Origin of the sequence: Streptomyces sp. XY431, from assembly GCF_001279805.1 — a bacterium.
Taxonomy (GTDB): Bacteria; Actinomycetota; Actinomycetes; order Streptomycetales; family Streptomycetaceae; genus Kitasatospora; species Kitasatospora purpeofusca.
In genome coordinates, this window is sequence record NZ_LGDO01000162.1 from 27,995 (window position 1) to 46,109 (window position 18,115).

Annotated in this window: 17 protein-coding genes; 9 read left to right on the top strand and 8 right to left on the bottom strand. The window is 71.7% G+C overall.

The features are described from left to right. Positions 1-126: 126 nt before the first annotated feature. Both ADK60_RS18420 and ADK60_RS18425 read left to right on the top strand, forming a co-directional pair. Positions 127-1,053: an ABC transporter ATP-binding protein gene (locus ADK60_RS18420; RefSeq protein ID WP_045940129.1), complete on the top strand. Its 927-nt coding sequence runs from the start codon at positions 127-129 to the stop codon at positions 1,051-1,053. Between the two features lie 41 nt (positions 1,054-1,094). Then, a complete protein-coding gene (locus ADK60_RS18425; RefSeq protein WP_053647377.1) occupies positions 1,095-1,814 on the top strand; it encodes an ABC transporter permease in 720 nt (239 codons plus the stop codon). Between the two features lie 117 nt (positions 1,815-1,931). Here ADK60_RS18425 and ADK60_RS43475 read toward each other — a convergent pair whose 3' ends face one another. After that, entirely contained in the window at positions 1,932-2,681 is a 750-nt protein-coding gene (locus ADK60_RS43475; protein ID WP_053647348.1) for an LAETG motif-containing sortase-dependent surface protein, read from the bottom strand. 334 nt (positions 2,682-3,015) lie between these two features. Beyond that, on the bottom strand, positions 3,016-4,416 hold the full coding sequence (locus ADK60_RS18435; protein WP_053647350.1) for a choice-of-anchor A family protein: 1,401 nt from the start codon (positions 4,414-4,416) through the stop codon (positions 3,016-3,018). Between the two features lie 250 nt (positions 4,417-4,666). On the opposite strand from ADK60_RS18435, the gene ADK60_RS18440 reads away from it, so the two are divergent. Beyond that, positions 4,667-5,653 carry a COX15/CtaA family protein gene (locus ADK60_RS18440; RefSeq protein WP_053647352.1) on the top strand — a complete coding sequence of 329 codons (987 nt, stop codon included), beginning with the start codon at positions 4,667-4,669 and terminating at the stop codon, positions 5,651-5,653. Positions 5,654-5,740: 87 nt separating this feature from the next. On the opposite strand, the gene ADK60_RS18445 is transcribed toward ADK60_RS18440, so the two are convergent. Beyond that, complete coding sequence (locus ADK60_RS18445) at positions 5,741-6,079, bottom strand: hypothetical protein (protein WP_045940134.1); 339 nt, start codon at positions 6,077-6,079, stop codon at positions 5,741-5,743. 72 nt (positions 6,080-6,151) lie between these two features. Between ADK60_RS18445 and ADK60_RS18450 the strand changes: the two genes are divergently transcribed. Then, the gene (locus tag ADK60_RS18450) at positions 6,152-6,793 is read left to right on the top strand and encodes a DUF2461 domain-containing protein (RefSeq protein WP_045940135.1); all 642 of its coding nucleotides are present in this window, start codon (positions 6,152-6,154) and stop codon (positions 6,791-6,793) included. Between the two features lie 97 nt (positions 6,794-6,890). Here ADK60_RS18450 and ADK60_RS18455 read toward each other — a convergent pair whose 3' ends face one another. After that, entirely contained in the window at positions 6,891-7,832 is a 942-nt protein-coding gene (locus tag ADK60_RS18455; protein ID WP_045940136.1) for a heme o synthase, read from the bottom strand. A 508-nt stretch (positions 7,833-8,340) separates the two neighbouring features. Between ADK60_RS18455 and tkt the strand changes: the two genes are divergently transcribed. The 5 genes from tkt to pgl all read left to right on the top strand — a co-directional run bounded on the left by tkt (position 8,341) and on the right by pgl (position 15,138). Further along, positions 8,341-10,437, top strand: a complete 2,097-nt coding sequence (tkt, locus tag ADK60_RS18460; protein WP_053647354.1) for a transketolase — start codon at positions 8,341-8,343, stop codon at positions 10,435-10,437. A gap of 91 nt (positions 10,438-10,528) precedes the next feature. After that, a complete protein-coding gene (gene tal / locus ADK60_RS18465) occupies positions 10,529-11,668 on the top strand; it encodes a transaldolase (protein ID WP_045940146.1) in 1,140 nt (379 codons plus the stop codon). A gap of 67 nt (positions 11,669-11,735) precedes the next feature. Continuing rightward, positions 11,736-13,283 carry a glucose-6-phosphate dehydrogenase gene (gene zwf, locus ADK60_RS18470; RefSeq protein WP_045940162.1) on the top strand — a complete coding sequence of 516 codons (1,548 nt, stop codon included), beginning with the start codon at positions 11,736-11,738 and terminating at the stop codon, positions 13,281-13,283. Next, the gene (opcA, locus tag ADK60_RS18475; RefSeq protein WP_053647356.1) at positions 13,280-14,353 is read left to right on the top strand and encodes a glucose-6-phosphate dehydrogenase assembly protein OpcA; all 1,074 of its coding nucleotides are present in this window, start codon (positions 13,280-13,282) and stop codon (positions 14,351-14,353) included. Before zwf ends, opcA begins: the two co-directional genes overlap by 4 nt. Further along, positions 14,350-15,138 (top strand): 6-phosphogluconolactonase, encoded by a 789-nt coding sequence (gene pgl / locus ADK60_RS18480; RefSeq protein ID WP_053647358.1) that lies wholly within the window; start codon positions 14,350-14,352, stop codon positions 15,136-15,138. The genes opcA and pgl overlap by 4 nt, the downstream gene beginning before the upstream one ends. A 78-nt stretch (positions 15,139-15,216) precedes the next feature. On the opposite strand, the gene ADK60_RS18485 is transcribed toward pgl, so the two are convergent. From ADK60_RS18485 to ADK60_RS18500, 4 genes are all read right to left on the bottom strand, one after another. Next, positions 15,217-15,504, bottom strand: a complete 288-nt coding sequence (locus ADK60_RS18485; protein ID WP_030308030.1) for an RNA polymerase-binding protein RbpA — start codon at positions 15,502-15,504, stop codon at positions 15,217-15,219. Between the two features lie 205 nt (positions 15,505-15,709). Next, positions 15,710-15,946, bottom strand: a complete 237-nt coding sequence (gene secG, locus ADK60_RS18490) for a preprotein translocase subunit SecG (RefSeq protein ID WP_053647360.1) — start codon at positions 15,944-15,946, stop codon at positions 15,710-15,712. An 87-nt stretch (positions 15,947-16,033) separates the two neighbouring features. Next, positions 16,034-16,819, bottom strand: coding sequence for a triose-phosphate isomerase (gene tpiA, locus ADK60_RS18495; protein WP_053647363.1), 786 nt, complete (start codon positions 16,817-16,819; stop codon positions 16,034-16,036). A gap of 7 nt (positions 16,820-16,826) precedes the next feature. Next, complete coding sequence (locus tag ADK60_RS18500; RefSeq protein WP_045940149.1) at positions 16,827-18,032, bottom strand: phosphoglycerate kinase; 1,206 nt, start codon at positions 18,030-18,032, stop codon at positions 16,827-16,829. Between the last annotated feature and the right edge of the window lie 83 nt (positions 18,033-18,115).

The window sequence follows — 18,115 nt, forward strand, 5'->3', positions numbered from 1 at the left end:
AGGACAAGCCGTGATCCAGACCTCACCCGTGGCATCTGTCACGCAGGTTAGCCTTACCTGACCTGCGGAAATGATCACCAAACCCGGTGTCGGGGCCATCCGTTGGCCCCTCTTAGACTCACAGGCATGCAATCCGAACCCGCGGTCCAGATCACCGGGCTGGTCAAGCGCTACGGCGAGAAGACCGCGGTGGACGGTCTCGACCTGCGCATCGACCGGGGCACCGTCACCGCCGTGCTCGGCCCGAACGGCGCCGGCAAGACCACCACCGTCGAGACCTGCGAGGGCTACCGCCGCCCCGACGCCGGCACCGTCCGGGTGCTCGGCCTGGACCCGGTCGCGCAGAACGCCGAGCTGCGCCCCCGGATCGGCGTGATGCTCCAGTCCGGCGGCGTGTACGCGGGCGCCCGCGCCGTCGAGATGCTCCGGCACACCGCGAAGCTGCACGCCCACCCGCTGGACGTCGACGCGCTGGTCGAACGGCTCGGCCTGGGCTCCTGCGGCCGCACCACCTACCGCCGGCTCTCCGGCGGCCAGCAGCAGCGGCTCGCCCTGGCGATGGCCGTGGTCGGCCGCCCCGAACTGGTCTTCCTGGACGAGCCCACCGCCGGCCTCGACCCGCAGGCCCGCCGCGCCACCTGGGAACTGGTCCGCGACCTGCGCCGGGACGGCGTCACCGTGGTCGTCACCACCCACCACATGGACGAGGCCGAGCAGCTCGCCGACCGGGTCGCGATCGTCGACCGGGGCCGGGTGATCGCCGGCGGCACCCCGGAGGAGCTGTGCCGCGGCGGCGCCGAGTCCAGCGTGCGCTTCGACGGCCCGCCCGGGCTCGACCTCACCACCCTGCTCAAGGAGCTGCCCGAGGGCGCCACCGCCGCCGAGCCCTCCCCCGGGAGCTACCGCATCGAGGCGCCGGTCGACCCGCAGCTGCTCGCCGCCGTCACCGCCTGGTGCGCGGCCACCGGCATCCTCCCGGAGCGGCTCGCGGTGCAGCGCCGCAGCCTCGAAGACGTCTTCCTCGACCTGACCGGACGGGACCTGCGCTCGTGACCGACTACTCCCCCCGTCCCGGAGCGGCGCCGGTCGGCCGGATGCTGCTCGCCCAGACCGCGTTCGAGACCCGGATGCTGCTGCGCAACGGCGAGCAGCTGCTGCTCACCGTGGTCATCCCGACCGTGCTGCTGGTGCTCTTCTCCGCGGTGGACATCGTCGCCGTCGAGGGGCCCGGCAAGCGGGTCGACTTCCTCGCACCGGGACTGCTCGCGCTCGCCGTGATGTCGACGGCCTTCACCGGGCAGGCCATCGCCACCGGCTTCGAGCGCCGCTACGGCGTGCTGAAGCGGCTGGGCGCCAGCCCGCTGCCGCGCTGGGCACTGCTGACCGCCAAGACCGGCTGCGTCCTGGTCACCGAGGCGCTCCAGGTCGCGCTGCTGTCGGTGATCGCGCTGGCCCTCGGCTGGTCGCCGCAGGGCAACCCGCTCACCGTGGCCGCCCTGCTGGTGCTCGGCACCGCCGCCTTCTCCGGGCTCGGCCTGCTGATGGCCGGCACGCTGAAGGCGGAGGCGACGCTCGCGGCCGCCAACCTGGTCTTCGTCCTGCTGCTGCTCGCGGGCGGGGTGGTCGTGCCGCTGTCGAAGTTCCCGGCGGCGGCGCAGTCCGTGCTGGAGCTGCTGCCGATCGCCGCGCTGTCGGACGGCCTGCGCTCGGTGCTCCAGGACGGCGCCGGGGTGCCGTGGGCCGACCTCGGCCTGCTGGGCGGCTGGGCCGTCCTCGGCCTCGCTGCCGCCGCGCGCTTCTTCCGCTGGGAGTAGGGGCTGTCTCCTTGATGGCCCCGCCCGACCGCGTGACACGACACGACGGCCCCCCGGTTCATCGGAACCGGGGGGCCGTCGGCGTAACTACCGCCTCGGTGCGCGAGGCGCCGTACCTCAGCCCTGGTCGCCGCCGCGACGGCGGCGGGCGAGCAGGACGAGCGCGCCGCCGAGGAGCACGACACCGCCGCCGACGGCCGCGATGACCGGCGTGGCGTCGCTGCTACCGGTCGCGGCCAGCGCCGGGCCGGCCGGGGTCGGCGAGGACGTCCGCGGCGGGACGGGCGCGGCGGTCGACGGAGTGACCGTCGGCGTGGCCGGTCGGCTCGGCGTCACGGTCGGGGTGACCGGGGGCGGGGTGGGCGTCACCGTGGCGGTGGGGCTCGGCGTCGGCGTCACCGTCGCGGTGGGAGTCGGGGTGGGCGTCACCGTCGCCGTGGGGGTCGGCGTCGGGGTGACGGTCGGGGTGGGAGTCGGAGTGGGCGTCGGGGTCGCGCAGACCTCGATCGTCTTCGTCTCCGTCTTGTTCCAGTCCGCGTTCTTCGGGTCCTCGGTGGTGGTCACCACGAGCGTGGCCTTGATCGGCGCGCTGTGGTCCTTCACCGGGAAGGTCTGCTTGAAGGTCTTGCCGAACTCCTTCTGGTCCAGCACCTTCTCGCCGTCGACGGTCAGACTGACGGCGTTCTTGACGCCCGCCTTGTCGCTGTAGTTGGCGAGGTCGATCACGATCTTGTCGCAGGTGACCTGCCAGGTCGGGACATGGGCCGAGGCACTGGTCGCCAGCGCCACCGGCAGCAGGACGGCCGCCACGGCCGTTCCCGCGATCGCCGCACTGCCGATGCCTATCTGCCGCCGCTGTCGCGCCATTTCGTAGTTCCCTCCGAACGGTCTTGTGCAGCAGGCGCATTGAGTGGAACAGCGGTGGGCCCGCTACGACTGTCCGGGGGACTCTACCGGCAGCCCCCTACCGCTCCACACCCCGCTGCACGTCCGGATTTCGACTTTCCGGTGACATCCGGATGTGCTTCGGCGCCCTCGCAGGCCCGTCAGCTCGGGCAACACGGTTGCCGCCGACCCGAATGGACACGGTCAGGGTGGCCGAAAGACTGCACCCCTGGTGATCATTTTCGATCACCAGGGGTGCCTGAAGGAGCAAAGCGGGTCATGCCCCTTCAACCGATACGGAGCGGACCGTCGCGGGTCAGACCCGGCCGGCTGCCTTGCGCCGACGCGCGACCAGGACCAGCGCGCCACCGGCGGCGAGGGCCAGGCCACCGGCGATCGTCAGCGGCACGACCGGACCGGAGCCGGTGTGGGCGAGGCCGCCCTCGGTGACGGCCCCGGCCGACGGGCTCGCCGAGGCACCCGGCACGGCCGCCGAGGCGGAGGCGCTCGCGGACGGGCTCGCCGACCCGCTCGCGCTCGGCCTGCCGGTGGCCGGAACGGACGGGCTGCCCGAGGCGCTCGGGGTCACCGAGGGCGCCGGGGTGCCGGTCGTACCGGGGGTGGTCGGCGGCGTGCTCGGGGTCCCGGTGGAGCCCGGCGTGCTCGGGGTGACGCTCGCCGACGGCGTACCGGTCGGCGGCACCACCGGCGGGGTGGTGGGCGGGGTGCTCGGCGTCGGCGGCGTCGTCGGCGGGGTGGTGGGCGTGGTCGGCAGGCAGCCGGTGAAGGGGTAGTGGTGCGTCTCCGCACCACCCTTGCCGGTCAGCGACTTGACGATGACCGAGCCGTTCACCGGGGCCGCCGAACCGAGGTCGAACGCCGCGTTCGGCGCCAGCACGGTGCCGGACCAGGCGGCCTGGCTGCTCTTGACCACCTTGGTGGCGGTCGGGAAGTTCCAGAGCAGCTTGGAGCGGACCGCCCCGCCGTGCGCGCTCTGCAGCTTGTCGTCCAGGACGTAGGCCTTCTTGCCCTCGTCCCAGAGGAAGAAGCCGGTGGTCTTCGCGGCCGCCATGTCGTAGGAGTCGCCGGTGACGGTGACCACGGTGACCGAGCCGGCCGGCACCTTGACGAAGATCCCGGTGGCGCCCTGGAGGGCGGCGGCGGAGACGGTGAAGCTGTTGAAGGCGGCGTCGCCGCTGGTGAGGTAGAGCTCCTTGCCCTTGGCCTCGACCGTGGCGCCGGCGGTCTGCGGCGTGCCGGCCAGGGTGGTGGACACGGCACGGACCCGGGCGAACTCGGCGGCGAAGTCGATCGGCGACTTCCCCTGGCCGACCGTGCCCTGGTGGGCCTGGATCACGGCACCCTCGGCCTTCGAGCCGTAGACGCCGTTGCCCTTCATCACCTGGGTGTTGTGGCCGGTCAGCTTGCCGGCGACGACCAGGGCGTTGCCGCCCGGCAGCGCCTTCACCTGCTCGGGGGTCAGCTCCTGGCCGACCGAGAAGCCGCCGGTGAAGTCGGCGTTGCCGCCGACCGCCACCGCACCCTCGGCGTCCGGCGTGTGGGTGTCGTCGCCCTCGACGAACTCACCGTAGAGGTTGGCGACCCCGAGGTTCAGGCACTGGTTCGGGGCGGCGTGGGCGGCGGCCGGGGCGACGAGCCCGGCCAGAACGAGTGATCCGCCGAGCGCGAGCGCTGCGGCGGGAACGGATATGCGCATGTGCAGGATCTCCGCTTGCGTGCGGGGGTGTGGGAGGGGTCCTGAAAAAGGTATGGACCAAACCGCACTCTTTCGGCCATGCAGGCAATTGGTCAAGACCAATGACCGCATTACCCGAACAGTCCGCTTTGCCCCGTCATGCCCTTGGTGGATTTGCCGCCAAGTCGACACCGGGCACCCGTGAACGTCCGCTGACGCCCACCGACGCCCGCCCGCCCCCGCCCCAAGATCGGCTGTAAGGCCGCATACCATGGACGCCGTGCCTAACACCACCCCCTTCTCCCTGCTCGCCGAGCGCTGGCAGCCCTCCGCCGCCATGGTCAAGCGCGCCGCGTTCGCCGCGCTGGTGATGAGCGTGGTGATCGTCGTCACCGGCGGTGCCGTCCGCCTCACCGCCTCCGGCCTCGGCTGCACCACCTGGCCGCGCTGCACCGACGAGAGCCTCACCCCGACCGCCGAGATGGGCTTCCACGGCGTCGTGGAGTTCACCAACCGGATGCTCACCTACGTGCTGAGCGCCGCCGTCGGCTGGGCGATCATCGCCGCGCGCTGCTTCCGGCCCCGGCGGCGCGGCCTGACCAGGCTCGGCTGGGCCCAGTTCTGGCTGGTGATGAGCAACGCCGTGATCGGCGGCATCACCGTGCTGACCGGCCTCAACCCGTACACCGTGGCACTGCACCTGGTCGCCGCGATGGCCCTGGTCTGGGTCGCGACCCTGATGTGGGAGCGGTCCAAGGAGGGCGACGGCCCGGCCCGCCCGCTGGTGGCCGAGCCGATCAAGCGGCTCTCCTACGCCCAGGTCGGCGTGATCGGCCTGCTGGTGGCCGCCGGCACCCTGGTCACCGGCGCCGGCCACCACCCCGGGACGCCCAAGGACAACAAGATGGTCCCGCGGATCCCGCTGGACTACGACCGCCTCGCCCAGGCCCACGCCGACCTGGCCTTCCTCTCGATCGGCCTCTCGATCGCGGTGATCTTCGTGTTCGCCGCCGTCAAGGCCCCGCCGGCCGCCCGGGCCCGGGCCCGCGAGCTGGTGATCGGCCTGCTGCTCCAGGGCGTGATCGGCTTCGTCCAGTACTTCACCGACGTCCCGGAACTGCTGGTCGGCCTGCACATGCTGGGCGCCACCCTGATCTGGATCGCCGCCCTGCGCATCCCGCTCGCCCTCCGCGCCCGCGAGAACACCCCGGCCCCGACCGCACCCCCCACCCGAACCCCCCAGCCCGCAACCGCCTGACCCCCGGCACAGCGCGAGCCACGCACCACGCAGTAGGGCCCCGGTCTCCTGGAGACCGGGGCCCTACTGCGTGTGACGGGGCGGGGGTCAGCCGCCGATCTGGATGCCGGCCATGCGCTTCCACTCGTACGCGCCGGTGCGCACCTTCAGGCCAAGTTCGCCCTCGAAGTTCTCGTGCAGGGTGACCCCGGCCAGCTCGGCGGCCCGGCGGCCGACCGCGTAGCTGGGCGCGACCTGGTCGCCCCAGGCGCCGTCGGCGCCGACCACGACGATCCGGGTGGCGACCGAGCCGACGTACTCGACGACGCCGTCGGCGCTGCCGCCGTGCGCCGCGGCGAAGGCGGTCAGGTGCTTGGCGATGCGCTTGGCGCGGCGCTCGGCACGGGCGTCCGGCGCGGCGGGGGTGGCGGTCTCTGCGCTGCTCATGCCCGCATGCTACCGAGCGGTAGTAGAGCTGGCGACGGGAGCGCCGTGTGCACCGGGCCACATACTGGTGGGGTGACCTTCGACGGCTGGCCGGCCGAGGCGCTCGACTTCTACGAGCACCTCGAGGCCGACAACTCCAAGACCTTCTGGCAGTCCCACAAGGACCGGTACGAGCAGGCCGTACGGGAGCCGATGGAACGGCTGCTGGACGAGCTCGAGCCCGAGTTCGGGCCGGGCAAGATCTTCCGGCCCAACCGCGATGTGCGGTTCAGCGCCGACAAGTCCCCGTACAAGACGCACATCGGCGCCCACCTGGCGGCCGGCGGCTACGTCCAGCTCTCCGCCGACGGCCTGGCCTGCGGCAACGGGCTGTACCGGCTCGCCCCCGACCAGCTGGACCGCTACCGGACCGCGGTCGCCGAGGACGTCTCCGGCGCCGAGCTGGAACGGGTGGCCGCCCGGGTCCGCCGGGCCGGGCCGGAGGTGGTCGGCCGGGACTCCCTGAAGTCCGCCCCGCGCGGCTACCCCAAGGACCACCCGCGGATCGAGCTGCTCCGCCACAAGGGGCTGATCGCCTGGCAGGAGTGGGCCCCCGAGCCCTGGCTGGGCACCCGCGCCGCGTACGAGCGGATCACCGGGTTCCTGCGCGCCTCGCAGCCGCTCAAGGACTGGCTGGACGGCCACGTCGGCCCCTCCGAGCTGCCCGACCGCTAGCCCGACCACTGGCCGAACCGCTCGCCACGAACGCGAACGAACGAGAAGGGCCCCGGTCGAGTCGACCGGGGCCCTTCCTCACGTCTGCGTCACCGCGTCACTTCACGAACGGGTCCACCGCGATCACCACGAACAGCAGCGTCAGATAGGTGATCGACCAGTGGAACAGCCGCATCTCCTTCAGCTTGGCGCCGACCACACCGGACTTCGCCCGCCCGTACAGCGCGTGCGCCTCCTTCAGCCAGAACGCGCCCAGCACCACCGCGGCGGCCGGGTACAGCCAGCTGGTGTCGGCCAGCGGCCACAGCAGCAGCGAGACCGCCACCATCACCCAGGAGTAGGCGACGATCTGCTTGGCCACCGCCAGGTTGCCCTTGATCACCGGCAGCATCGGCACCCCGGCCCGGGCGTAGTCCTCACGGACCTTCATCGACAGCGGCCAGTAGTGCGGCGGCGTCCAGAAGAAGATCACCAGGAACAGCACCAGCGCCGACCAGGAGAGCGAGTTGGTGATCGCCGCCCAGCCGACGAAGACCGGCATGCAACCGGCGATCCCGCCCCAGACGATGTTCTGCGCGGTGCGGCGCTTCAGCCCCAGCGTGTAGACGAACACATAGAAGAGGAGAGCGCCGAGCGCCAGCGCCGAGGACAGCCAGTTGACCAGGACGCCCAGCCAGACCGTCGACAGGACGCCCAGCGCGATGCCGAACACCAGCGCCTCGCGCGGCGACACCATGCCGGTGACGATCGGGCGGCGCTCGGTGCGGGACATCACCGCGTCGATGTCGCGGTCGATGTACATGTTGAGGGCGTTGGCGCCACCCGCCGAGAGGTACCCGCCGATGATCACCTCCAGCACCAGCAGGAGGTTCGGCACCCCGCGCTCCGCCAGGAACATCACCGGCACCGTGGTGATCAGCAGCAGCTCGATGATCCGCGGTTTGGTCAGTGCGACGAAGGCGCCGACACGGGCCCCGAACGGCCGGTGCGCAGGCGTCGCCCCGGTGACCCCGGCGGGACGGGATTCGACGGCGGTCACTAACACCCCAACTGAAGATGAATCCTCACAGGCGGCCACCGGAACGTTGTTCCCGAATCGTCCGCTCTGCGCGTACCACGCCACCTTAGACGCTCCATATCTCCCCACCGGCCCCGGGGTGCCCCGGCGGGGCGGAACGCACACCCCCGGGTGAACCCCTGCCGCCCCGACCAGGAACGTTGTCCTCGACGCCGCTCCCGGGCCCGCCGGGACCACCGGTCCCCCGTCCCGCGCCCCGGAGAGGCGAACCGGACGGATCCGGGCGAGGGTGGACAAAGGGACCGGGCCCCCGGTCGCAGGGTCGTCCACGAAATGTCCGGGGAATGACTGCCAACATGCCAGGGTTCCCCCACCACGGAGGGTGAGCCCCGGGCCGGACGGTAGGCTCGCCCACAGAAGCGGGATCTACCCTCCGTGACCGGCACCACCCAGCGTCCGGCCCCAGCGACGTGGCCGACCCGGTCCCTCACGGGGTCACTCTTCACAATGGAAGGAGCCCTGAGACAGGGTGAGCACGACGCCGAATGCATTCGAGTGGTCGGACCTCGACGACCGGACCGTCGACACGGCCCGGGTCCTGGCGATGGACGCGGTTCAGAAGGTCGGCAACGGACACCCGGGGACGGCCATGTCGCTGGCCCCCGCCGCCTACCTGATCTTCCAGCGCTTCCTGCGCCACGACCCGACCGACCCGGCCTGGGCCGGCCGTGACCGGTTCGTCCTCTCCCCCGGGCACACCAGTCTGACGCTCTACACCCAGCTCTACTTCTCCGGTTACGGCCTGGAGCTCGACGACCTCAAGGCCTTCCGGGTCGCCGGCAGCCGCACCCCCGGTCACCCCGAGCACGGCCACACCGCCGGCGTCGAGACCACCACCGGCCCGCTCGGCCAGGGCATCGCCAACGCCGTGGGCATGGCGATGGCGGCCCGCTTCGAGCGCGGCCTGTTCGACCCGGACGCCGCGGCCGGCGAGTCGCCGTTCGACCACACCGTCTGGGCCATCGTCTCCGACGGCGACCTGGAGGAGGGCATCTCCGCCGAGGCCTCCTCGCTCGCCGGCCACCAGAAGCTCGGCAACCTGGTCGCGCTCTACGACGACAACCACATCTCGATCGAGGGCGACACCGAGACCGCCTTCTCCGAGGACGTCCTCAAGCGGTACGAGGCGTACGGCTGGCACGTCCAGCGCGTCGCGCCGAAGTCCAACGGCGACATCGACGTCGAGGCGCTCGCCGAGGCCCTGACCGCCGCCAAGGCCGAGACCTCCCGCCCGTCGATGATCGCTATGCGCACGATCATCGCCTGGCCGGCCCCGGACGCCCAGAACACCGCCAAGGCCCACGGCTCCGCGCTCGGCGGCGCCGAGATCGCCGCCACCAAGAAGGTCCTGGGCTTCGACCCGGAGAAGACCTTCGAGGTCAGCGACCAGGTCATCGAGCACGCCCGACTGGTCGTCAAGCGCGGCAAGGCCGTCCGCGGCGAGTGGGAGAAGTCCTTCGACGCCTGGCGCGCCGCCAACCCGCACCGCGCCGCCGAGTTCGACCGCATCACGGCCGGCGAGCTGCCCGAGGGCTGGAAGAAGGCCGTCCCGGTCTTCGAGTCCGGCAAGGCCGTCGCCACCCGCAAGGCGAGCGGCGAGACCCTGAAGGCCCTCGGCGCGGTGATCCCGGAGCTGTGGGGCGGCTCGGCCGACCTCGCCGAGTCCAACCTCACCACCATCGACGAGGACAGCTCCTTCCTCCCCGAGGGCAACCCGCTGAAGTCGGCCAGCCCCTACGGCCGGACCATCCACTTCGGCATCCGCGAGCACGCCATGGGCTCCGCCATGAACGGCATCGCGCTGCACGGGAAGACCCGCGTCTTCGGCGGCACCTTCCTGGTCTTCGCCGACTACATGCGCCCCGCCGTCCGCCTGGCCGCCCTGATGAAGCTGCCGGTCACCTACGTGTGGACGCACGACTCCATCGGCCTCGGCGAGGACGGCCCGACCCACCAGCCGGTCGAGCACCTGGCCTCGCTGCGCGCCATCCCGGGCCTGGCCATGGTCCGCCCGGCCGACGCCAACGAGACCGCCGTCGCCTGGCGCACGGTCCTCGAGCGCCAGACCACCCACCCCGGCCCGGTCGGCCTGGCCCTCACCCGCCAGAACGTCCCGACCTTCGACCGCACGGTGTACGGCTCCGCCGAGGGCACCGCGAAGGGCGGCTACATCCTGGCCGAGGCCTCCAGCGGCACCCCGCAGGTGATCCTGCTCGGCACCGGCTCCGAGGTCCAGCTGGCCGTCAAGGCCCGCGAGGTCCTGGAGGCCGAGGGCGTCGCCACCCGCGTCGTCTCGGTCCCGTCCTTCGAGTGGTTCCAGGAGCAGGACCAGGCCTACCGCGACAGCGTGCTGCCGCCGTCGGTCAAGGCCCGGGTCTCGGTCGAGGCCGGCATCGCCCAGGGCTGGCGCGAGCTGGTCGGCGACCACGGCCGGATCGTCTCGCTGGAGCACTTCGGCGCCTCCGCCGACTACCAGGTGCTGTTCGAGGAGTTCGGCATCACCGCCGAGCGCGTCGTCGCCGAGGCCCACAACGCCCTCCGCTCGCTCGAGGCCGTCAACCGCTAGCGGCACCCGGGCCGGGGCGCCGACCGCACACCGGCGCCCCGGCCCGCCCCACACACCCCACAGCAGCAAAAGACGTAAGGACTGAAGCACCATGACCGACGCACTGAAGCGCCTCAGCGACGAAGGCGTGGCGATCTGGCTGGACGACCTCAGCCGCAAGCGGCTGAACAGCGGCAACCTCGCCGAGCTGGTGCAGCACAAGCACGTGGTGGGCGTGACCACCAACCCGACCATCTTCCAGAAGGCCATCGGCGGCGGCGACAGCTCCTACGACGGCCAGCTGAAGGACCTCGCCGTCCGCAAGGTCACCACGGACGAGGCCGTCCGCATGATCACCACCTCGGACGTCCGTGACGCCGCCGACGTGCTGCGCCCGGTCTACGACGCCTCCAACGGCCGCGACGGCCGGGTGTCGATCGAGGTCGACCCGCGGCTGGCCCACGAGACCGCCGCCACGGTGGCCGAGGCCAAGCAGCTGTGGTGGCTGGTCGACCGCCCGAACGTCTTCATCAAGATCCCCGCCACCAGGGCCGGTCTGCCCGCGATCGCCGAGGTCATCGGCAAGGGCATCAGCGTCAACGTCACGCTGATCTTCTCGCTGGAGCGCTACAAGGCCGTCATGGACGCCTACCTGACCGGCCTGGAGTCCGCCAAGGCCAAGGGCCTGGACCTCTCCCAGATCGAGTCGGTCGCCTCCTTCTTCGTGTCCCGCGTGGACACCGAGATCGACAAGCGCCTGGAGAAGATCGGCGGCGACGCCAAGGACCTCCGCTCCAAGGCCGCGCTGGCCAACGCCCGCCTCGCCTACCAGGCGTACGAGGAGATCTTCGGCAGCGTCGACGGCAAGCGCGCCGGCCACGCCCGCTGGGTCGCCCTGGAGGCCGCCGGCGCCAAGCCGCAGCGTCCGCTCTGGGCCTCCACCGGCGTCAAGGACCCGGCGCTGCCGGACACCCTCTACGTCACCGAGCTGGTCGCCCCCGGCACCGTCAACACGATGCCCGAGGCCACCCTGGACGCCACCGACGACCACGGCGTGGTCACCGGCGGCACCATCGTCCCCAACTACGCCGACGCCAAGGCCGTGATGGACGCCATCGCCGCCGCGGGCGTCGACTACGACGACGTCGTCCAGGTGCTGGAGGACGAGGGCGTCGAGAAGTTCGAGCAGTCCTGGAACGAGCTGCTCGACACCGTCACCGCCTCGCTCGCCTCCTTCGCCGACGAGAAGTGACCCCCTGCGAACGGCGCACGAAAGCGGAGCCCATCAAGTGAGCACTGATTTCCCCGAGTTGACCCCGGTGCAGGACGCGGACGACCTCCCGTCGGCACCCGTCAACCCGCTTCGCGACCCCTCGGACCGGCGGCTCCCGCGCATCGCGGGGCCGTCCGGCCTGGTCATCTTCGGGGTCACCGGCGACCTCTCCCGCAAGAAGCTCATGCCGGCCATCTACGACCTGGCCAACCGCGGTCTGCTGCCGCCGGGCTTCTCCCTCGTCGGCTTCGCCCGCCGCGAGTGGAAGGACGAGGACTTCGCCCAGGAGGTCCACGACGCGGTCAAGGAGCACGCCCGCACCCCCTTCCGCGAGGAGGTCTGGCAGCAGCTCGCCAAGGGCATGCGCTTCGTCCACGGAACCTTCGACGACGACGACGCCTTCGACAAGCTCCGCGAGACCATCGAGGAGCTGGACCAGGCGCAGGGCACCGGCGGCAACTTCGCCTTCTACCTCTCCGTGCCGCCGAAGTACTTCCCGACCGTCGTCCAGCAGCTCAAGAAGCACGGGCTGGCCGATCCCCCCAAGGGCTCCTGGCGCCGCGCCGTCATCGAGAAGCCCTTCGGCCACGACCTGGAATCCGCCCAGGAGCTGAACCGGATCGTCCACGAGGTCTTCCCCCGGGACGAGGTCTTCCGGATCGACCACTACCTGGGCAAGGAGACCGTCCAGAACATCCTGGCGCTCCGGTTCGCCAACCAGATGTTCGAGCCGATCTGGAACCGGTCGTACGTCGACCACGTGCAGATCACGATGGCCGAGGACATCGGCATCGGCGGCCGGGCCGGCTACTACGACGGCATCGGCTCCGCCCGTGACGTCATCCAGAACCACCTGCTCCAGCTGATGGCGCTCACCGCCATCGAGGAGCCGGCGTCCTTCCACCCGAAGGCGCTGGTGGCCGAGAAGCTCAAGGTGCTCAGCGCCGTCAAGCTCCCGGCCGACCTGGGCGAGCACACCGTGCGCGCCCAGTACACGGCCGGCTGGCAGGGCGGCGAGGAGGTCGGCGGCTACCTCGACGAGGACGGCATCAACCCGGACTCCAAGACCGACACCTACGCGGCCATCAAGCTGGAGATCAACAACCGCCGCTGGGCCGGGGTGCCGTTCTACCTGCGCACCGGCAAGCGGCTGGGCCGCCGGGTCACCGAGATCGCGGTGGTCTTCCAGCGCGCCCCGTACCTGCCGTTCGACTCCTACGCGACCGAGGAGCTGGGCCAGAACGCCCTGGTCATCCGGGTGCAGCCGGACGAGGGCGTCACGGTGCGGTTCGGCTCCAAGGTGCCGGGCACCTCCTTCGAGGTCCGGGACGTCACGATGGACTTCGCCTACGGCGAGTCCTTCACCGAGTCCTCCCCGGAGGCGTACGAGCGGCTCATCCTCGATGTGCTGCTCGGCGACGCCAACCTCTTCCCGCGTCACCAGGAGGTCGAGCTCTCCTGGCAGATCCTCGACCCGATCGAGAAGTACTGGGACGCCCACGGCAAGCCCGCCGAGTACGCGGCCGGCACCTGGGGCCCGGCCGAGGCGGACGAGATGCTCGCACGAGACGGCAGGAGCTGGCGCCGGCCATGAAGACCGACCTCACGGACACCACGTCCAGCAAGATCAACGCAGCGCTCATGGGGGCGCGCCGGGCCAGCGGCTCGACGGCCGCCGGCATGGTGCTCACCCTGGTGATCGTGACCGACGAGGGCAGCGCGTACGACGCCCTCAAGGCCGCCAACGACGCCTCCCGCGAGCACCCCTCGCGCACCCTGGCGGTCATCAAGCGCGCCGGGCGCTCGCCCCGGGCCCGCGCCGAGACCCGCCTGGACGCCGAGATCCTGGTCGGCTCCGACGCCGGCTCCGGCGAAACGGTCGTCCTGCGCATGCACGGCGAACTCGCCGCGCACGCCCAGTCGGTCGTCCTGCCGCTGCTGCTGCCGGACGCCCCGGTCGTGGTCTGGTGGCCGGAGAACGCGCCGCTGCACCCGGCGCAGGATCCGCTCGGCGCGCTCGCCCAGCGCCGGATCACCGACGCGGTCACCGCCGAGTCCCCGGTCGGCCAGCTCGCCCAGCGGGCCCAGAGCTACACCCCGGGCGACACCGACCTGGCCTGGACCCGGATCACCGGCTGGCGCTCGATGCTGGCCGCCGCGCTGGACCAGCGGCCGTCCACGATCACCTCCGCGGTGGTCGAGGGCGAGTCGTACAACCCCAGCGTGGAACTGCTCGGCCTGTGGCTGCACAACCGGCTGCACGTGCCGGTCGAGCGGGTCGTCACCAACGGCCCGGGCATCACCGCGGTGCATCTGCGCACCACGGACGGGGACATCACCCTGGACCGCCCGGACGGCCTGCTGGGCACGCTCTCGATGCCCGGCTCGCCGGACCGCCAGGTGGCGCTCAAGCGGCGCGAGACCTCGGAGCTGATCGCCGAGGAGCTGCGCCGGCTCGACCCGGACGACATCTACGCGACGGCCGTGCGCACCCCGGTGGAGCGGCTCAAGGAGCCGGACAGCGCCGAGGTGGCGGCCGCCGCCGCGGCCGCCACCGCAGCGGTCGAGGCGGCCGTGGCCGAGGAGACGGCCGCCGCCACCGCCCCGGCCGAGGGGGCCCGCAAGGGCGCCGCCAAGCGCGCCGCCAAGAAGGCGGGCGCATGACCGCGGCCACCCCGCAGCTGGTCGTCCACCGGGACAAGGAGCTGATGGCCCAGGCGGCCGCGGCCCGGCTGATCACCCGGATCGTGGACGCCCAGGCCGCCCGCGGCGCCGCCTCGGTGGTGCTCACCGGCGGACGCAACGGCAACGCCCTGCTGGCCGCGATCGCCGCCTCCCCGGCGCGCGACGCGATCGACTGGGCGCGGCTGGACCTCTGGTGGGGCGACGAGCGGTTCCTGCCCTCCGGCGACCCGGAGCGCAACGCCGTCCAGGCCCGCGCCGAACTGCTGGACGCCGTCCCGCTCGACCCGGCGCGGGTGCACGAGATGCCCGCCTCGGACGGCGTCGACGGCTCGGACGTGGAGGCTGCGGCCGCCCGCTACGCGGAGGAGCTCGCGAAGGCGGCCGGCCCCGCCGACCGGCTCCGGGTCCCCGCCTTCGACGTGCTGCTGCTCGGCGTCGGGCCGGACACCCATGTCGCCTCGCTGTTCCCGGAGCACCCCGGGGTGCGGGAGACCGAGCTGACGGTGATCGGCGTGCGCGGCGCGCCGAAGCCTCCGCCGACCCGGATCTCGCTCACCCTGCCCGCGATCCGGGCCGCCCGCGAGGTCTGGCTGCTGGCGGCCGGCGAGGACAAGGCGGACGCGGTCGCACTGGCCCTGTCCGGCCCCGGCGAGCTCCAGGCACCCGCCTCCGGCGCGCACGGCACCGGCCGCACCCTGTGGCTGCTGGACCGCGCCGCCGCGGACCGGCTGCCGCCCCAGCTGTACCCCCCGGCCTCGGCCTGAGGCTCGGGACACTCGGGACACTCGGCAACACCGAAGGGCGCCACCCGTCACGGGTGGCGCCCTTCGGTGTTCGCCTGCTCAGATCTCGCCGCGGAGCTTGGCCAGCGCCTCGGCGAGGATCGCCTCGCCGTCGGCGTCGGTGCGCCGCTCACGGACATAGGCCAGGTGGGTCTTGTACGGCTCGTTGCGGGACGGCGCAGGCGGGTTGTGCTCGTCCTGCCCGGCCGGGAAGCCGCAGCGCGGGCAGTCCCAGGTGTCCGGGATGACCGCCTCGGCCGCGAAGCTCGGCCGGGTCTCGTGCTTGTTGGCACACCAGAAGGAGATCCGGTTGCGGGGGGCGGATTCGCCGCGCTCCGCCTCACCCATCGGGCCGGCTCCGACCCTGCTGCCACGGATGGCGTTGCCACTTGCCACGGTCTGACTCCCTGCGTGCTGGTGCGCCGACACGCCGCGATGCGCGTCGGTGGCGAAAGTCGTCCTAGTGTAAGCAGGAGTTAAGGATGCGCCACCACCGGCTCCGCCCCGGACCCTTCCAGGATAGGCCGCGGGGCGACGGGGCGTCAGAGGTATGTCAGCTCTTGTACTTCAGGACCATGTTGAGTACGAACAGCGAGGCGAACCAGCCCAGACCGACCACGATCGTGATGCGGTCCAGGTTGCGCTCGGCGACCGCGGAGCCACCGCCGGTGGACATCGCGCCGCCGCCGAACATGTCCGACAGGCCGCCGCCCTTTCCCTTGTGCAGCAGCACCAGGAGGATCATCAGCAGGCTGAAGACGATCAGGGCAATCGAGAACCCGAGAACCACGGCGGGACCAACTCTCTCGTATCTTCGGCGAAGGGGCCGGACCACGCCAGGTGGTCCGGCCCCAAAGCCTACGTTGCTGCGGCGGCGTTAGCCTACTGCCTGCTCACGGTACCGCACGATCTTGACGAACTCCTCGGCGTCCAGCGAGGCACCGCCGACCAGGCCGCCGTCGATGTCCGGCTTGGCCATCAGGCCGGCCGCGCTCGACGACTTGACCGAACCGCCGTACAGCACCCGGACCTTGTCCGCGAGCTCGGCCGAGTACAGCTCGGCGATCCGCGCGCGGATGGCGGCGCAGACCTCCTGGGCGTCCTCGGGGGTCGCCACCTCGCCGGTGCCGATCGCCCAGACCGGCTCGTAGGCGACGACGACGGACTCGGCCTGGTCGGCCGGGACGTCCTTCAGACCGCCGTCGAGCTGGGCCAGGGTGTACTCGACGTGGGTGCCGGCCTTGCGGATCTCCAGCGGCTCGCCGATGCACAGGATCGGGGTGATCCCGTTCCGGTAGGCCGCCTTGACCTTGGCGTTGACCAGCTCGTCGGTCTCGTTGTGGTACTCGCGGCGCTCGGAGTGGCCGATCACCGCGTAGGTGCACTTCAGCTTGGACAGCATCGGGCCGGAGATCTCGCCGGTGTAGGCACCGCCGTCGTACTGCGAGATGTCCTGCGAGCCGAACTTGATCTTCAACTTGTCGCCGTCGACCAGGGTCTGCACCGAACGCAGGTCGGTGAACGGCACCAGGACGGCCACCTCGACCGCCGCGAAGTCCTTGTCGGCCAGCGCGAAGGCCAGCTTCTGGGTGTGCTGGATGGCCTCGAGGTGGTTGAGGTTCATCTTCCAGTTGCCCGCCATCAGCGGGAGACGCTCAGTCATGCGTGATTCAGCCTTCCAGTGCGGCGAGACCGGGGAGGGTCTTGCCCTCCAGGTACTCGAGGCTCGCGCCACCGCCGGTCGAGATGTGCCCGAACTTCGTCTCGTCGAAGCCCAGGGTGCGGACGGCCGCGGCGGAGTCGCCGCCGCCGACCACGGTGAACCCGTCGCTGTCGATCAGGGCCTGGGTGACGGCCCGGGTGCCGTCGGCGAAGGCCGGGTGCTCGAACACGCCCATCGGGCCGTTCCAGAACACCGTCTTCGCGTCGGCCAGCTTCTCCGCGAACAGCGCGCAGGAGCTGGGGCCGATGTCCAGACCCAGCGTGCCCGCCGGGATGCCGTCGGCGCCGACCACCGCGAAGTCCTCGACCTCTGCCTGCGTCTTGATGTCCGGGAACGACCCGGAGATCGCGACGTCCACCGGCAGCACGAACTCGACGCCGTTCTCCTCGCCGCGCTTGAGGTAGTCCAGCACCGTCGGGATCTGGTCCTCCTGCAGCAGCGAGCTGCCGACCTCGTAGCCCTTGGCCTTGAGGAAGGTGTACGCCATGCCGCCGCCGATCAGGATGCGGTCGGCCTTGCCCAGCAGGTTGTCGATCACGCCGACCTTGTCGGAGACCTTGGAGCCGCCGAGCACCACCACGTACGGGCGCTCGACCTCCTCGGTGAGGCGCTTGAGCACACCCACCTCGGTGGCGATCAGGTCGCCGACCGCGTGCGGCAGGCGGGCCGGCAGGTCGAACACCGAGGCGTGCTTGCGGTGCACCGCACCGAAGCCGTCGCCGACGTAGAGGTCGGCGAGGCCGGCCAGCTGGTCGGCGAAGGCGCCGCGCTCGGCGTCGTCCTTGCTGGTCTCGCCGGCGTTGAAGCGCAGGTTCTCGAGCAGCGTGACCGCGCCGTCGGCCAGGGCGGCGACGGTGGCCTTCGCACTCTCGCCCACGGTGTCGGTCGCGAACGCGACCGGCGTGCCGAGGATCTCGCCGAGGCGGACGGCCACCGGCGCGAGGGAGAACTGCGGGTCCGGCTCGCCCTTGGGGCGGCCGAGGTGGGAGGCGACGACGACCTTCGCACCGCGCTCGACGAGCTTGGCGATGGTCGGGGCGACGGCGCGGATCCGGCCGTCGTCGGTGATCGTGCCGCCGGACAGCGGGACGTTCAGGTCCGCGCGCACGAACACGCGCCGCCCTGCGACGTCCAGATCTTCGATGGTCTTCACGGTCTTCGGTCTCCTGGCGAGATGGTGGAGCAGGCGACGGCACAACAGCGGGCCGTCAAAGGGGAGTTGAGGGTGCGCAGACG

What these genes read in the sequence shown, in the direction of transcription:
- opcA (WP_053647356.1), top strand. Translation starts at nt 13,280, where the DNA reads ATGAAGACCGACCTCACGGACACCACGTCCAGCAAGATCAACGCAGCG.
- tpiA (WP_053647363.1), bottom strand. Translation starts at nt 16,819, where the DNA reads ATGACTGAGCGTCTCCCGCTGATGGCGGGCAACTGGAAGATGAACCTC.
- ADK60_RS18420 (WP_045940129.1), top strand. Translation starts at nt 127, where the DNA reads ATGCAATCCGAACCCGCGGTCCAGATCACCGGGCTGGTCAAGCGCTAC.
- pgl (WP_053647358.1), top strand. Translation starts at nt 14,350, where the DNA reads ATGACCGCGGCCACCCCGCAGCTGGTCGTCCACCGGGACAAGGAGCTG.
- ADK60_RS18445 (WP_045940134.1), bottom strand. Translation starts at nt 6,079, where the DNA reads ATGAGCAGCGCAGAGACCGCCACCCCCGCCGCGCCGGACGCCCGTGCC.
- ADK60_RS18435 (WP_053647350.1), bottom strand. Translation starts at nt 4,416, where the DNA reads ATGCGCATATCCGTTCCCGCCGCAGCGCTCGCGCTCGGCGGATCACTC.
- ADK60_RS18485 (WP_030308030.1), bottom strand. Translation starts at nt 15,504, where the DNA reads ATGGGTGAGGCGGAGCGCGGCGAATCCGCCCCCCGCAACCGGATCTCC.
- ADK60_RS18425 (WP_053647377.1), top strand. Translation starts at nt 1,095, where the DNA reads ATGCTGCTCGCCCAGACCGCGTTCGAGACCCGGATGCTGCTGCGCAAC.
- ADK60_RS18440 (WP_053647352.1), top strand. Translation starts at nt 4,667, where the DNA reads ATGGACGCCGTGCCTAACACCACCCCCTTCTCCCTGCTCGCCGAGCGC.
- ADK60_RS43475 (WP_053647348.1), bottom strand. Translation starts at nt 2,681, where the DNA reads ATGGCGCGACAGCGGCGGCAGATAGGCATCGGCAGTGCGGCGATCGCG.
- tal (WP_045940146.1), top strand. Translation starts at nt 10,529, where the DNA reads ATGACCGACGCACTGAAGCGCCTCAGCGACGAAGGCGTGGCGATCTGG.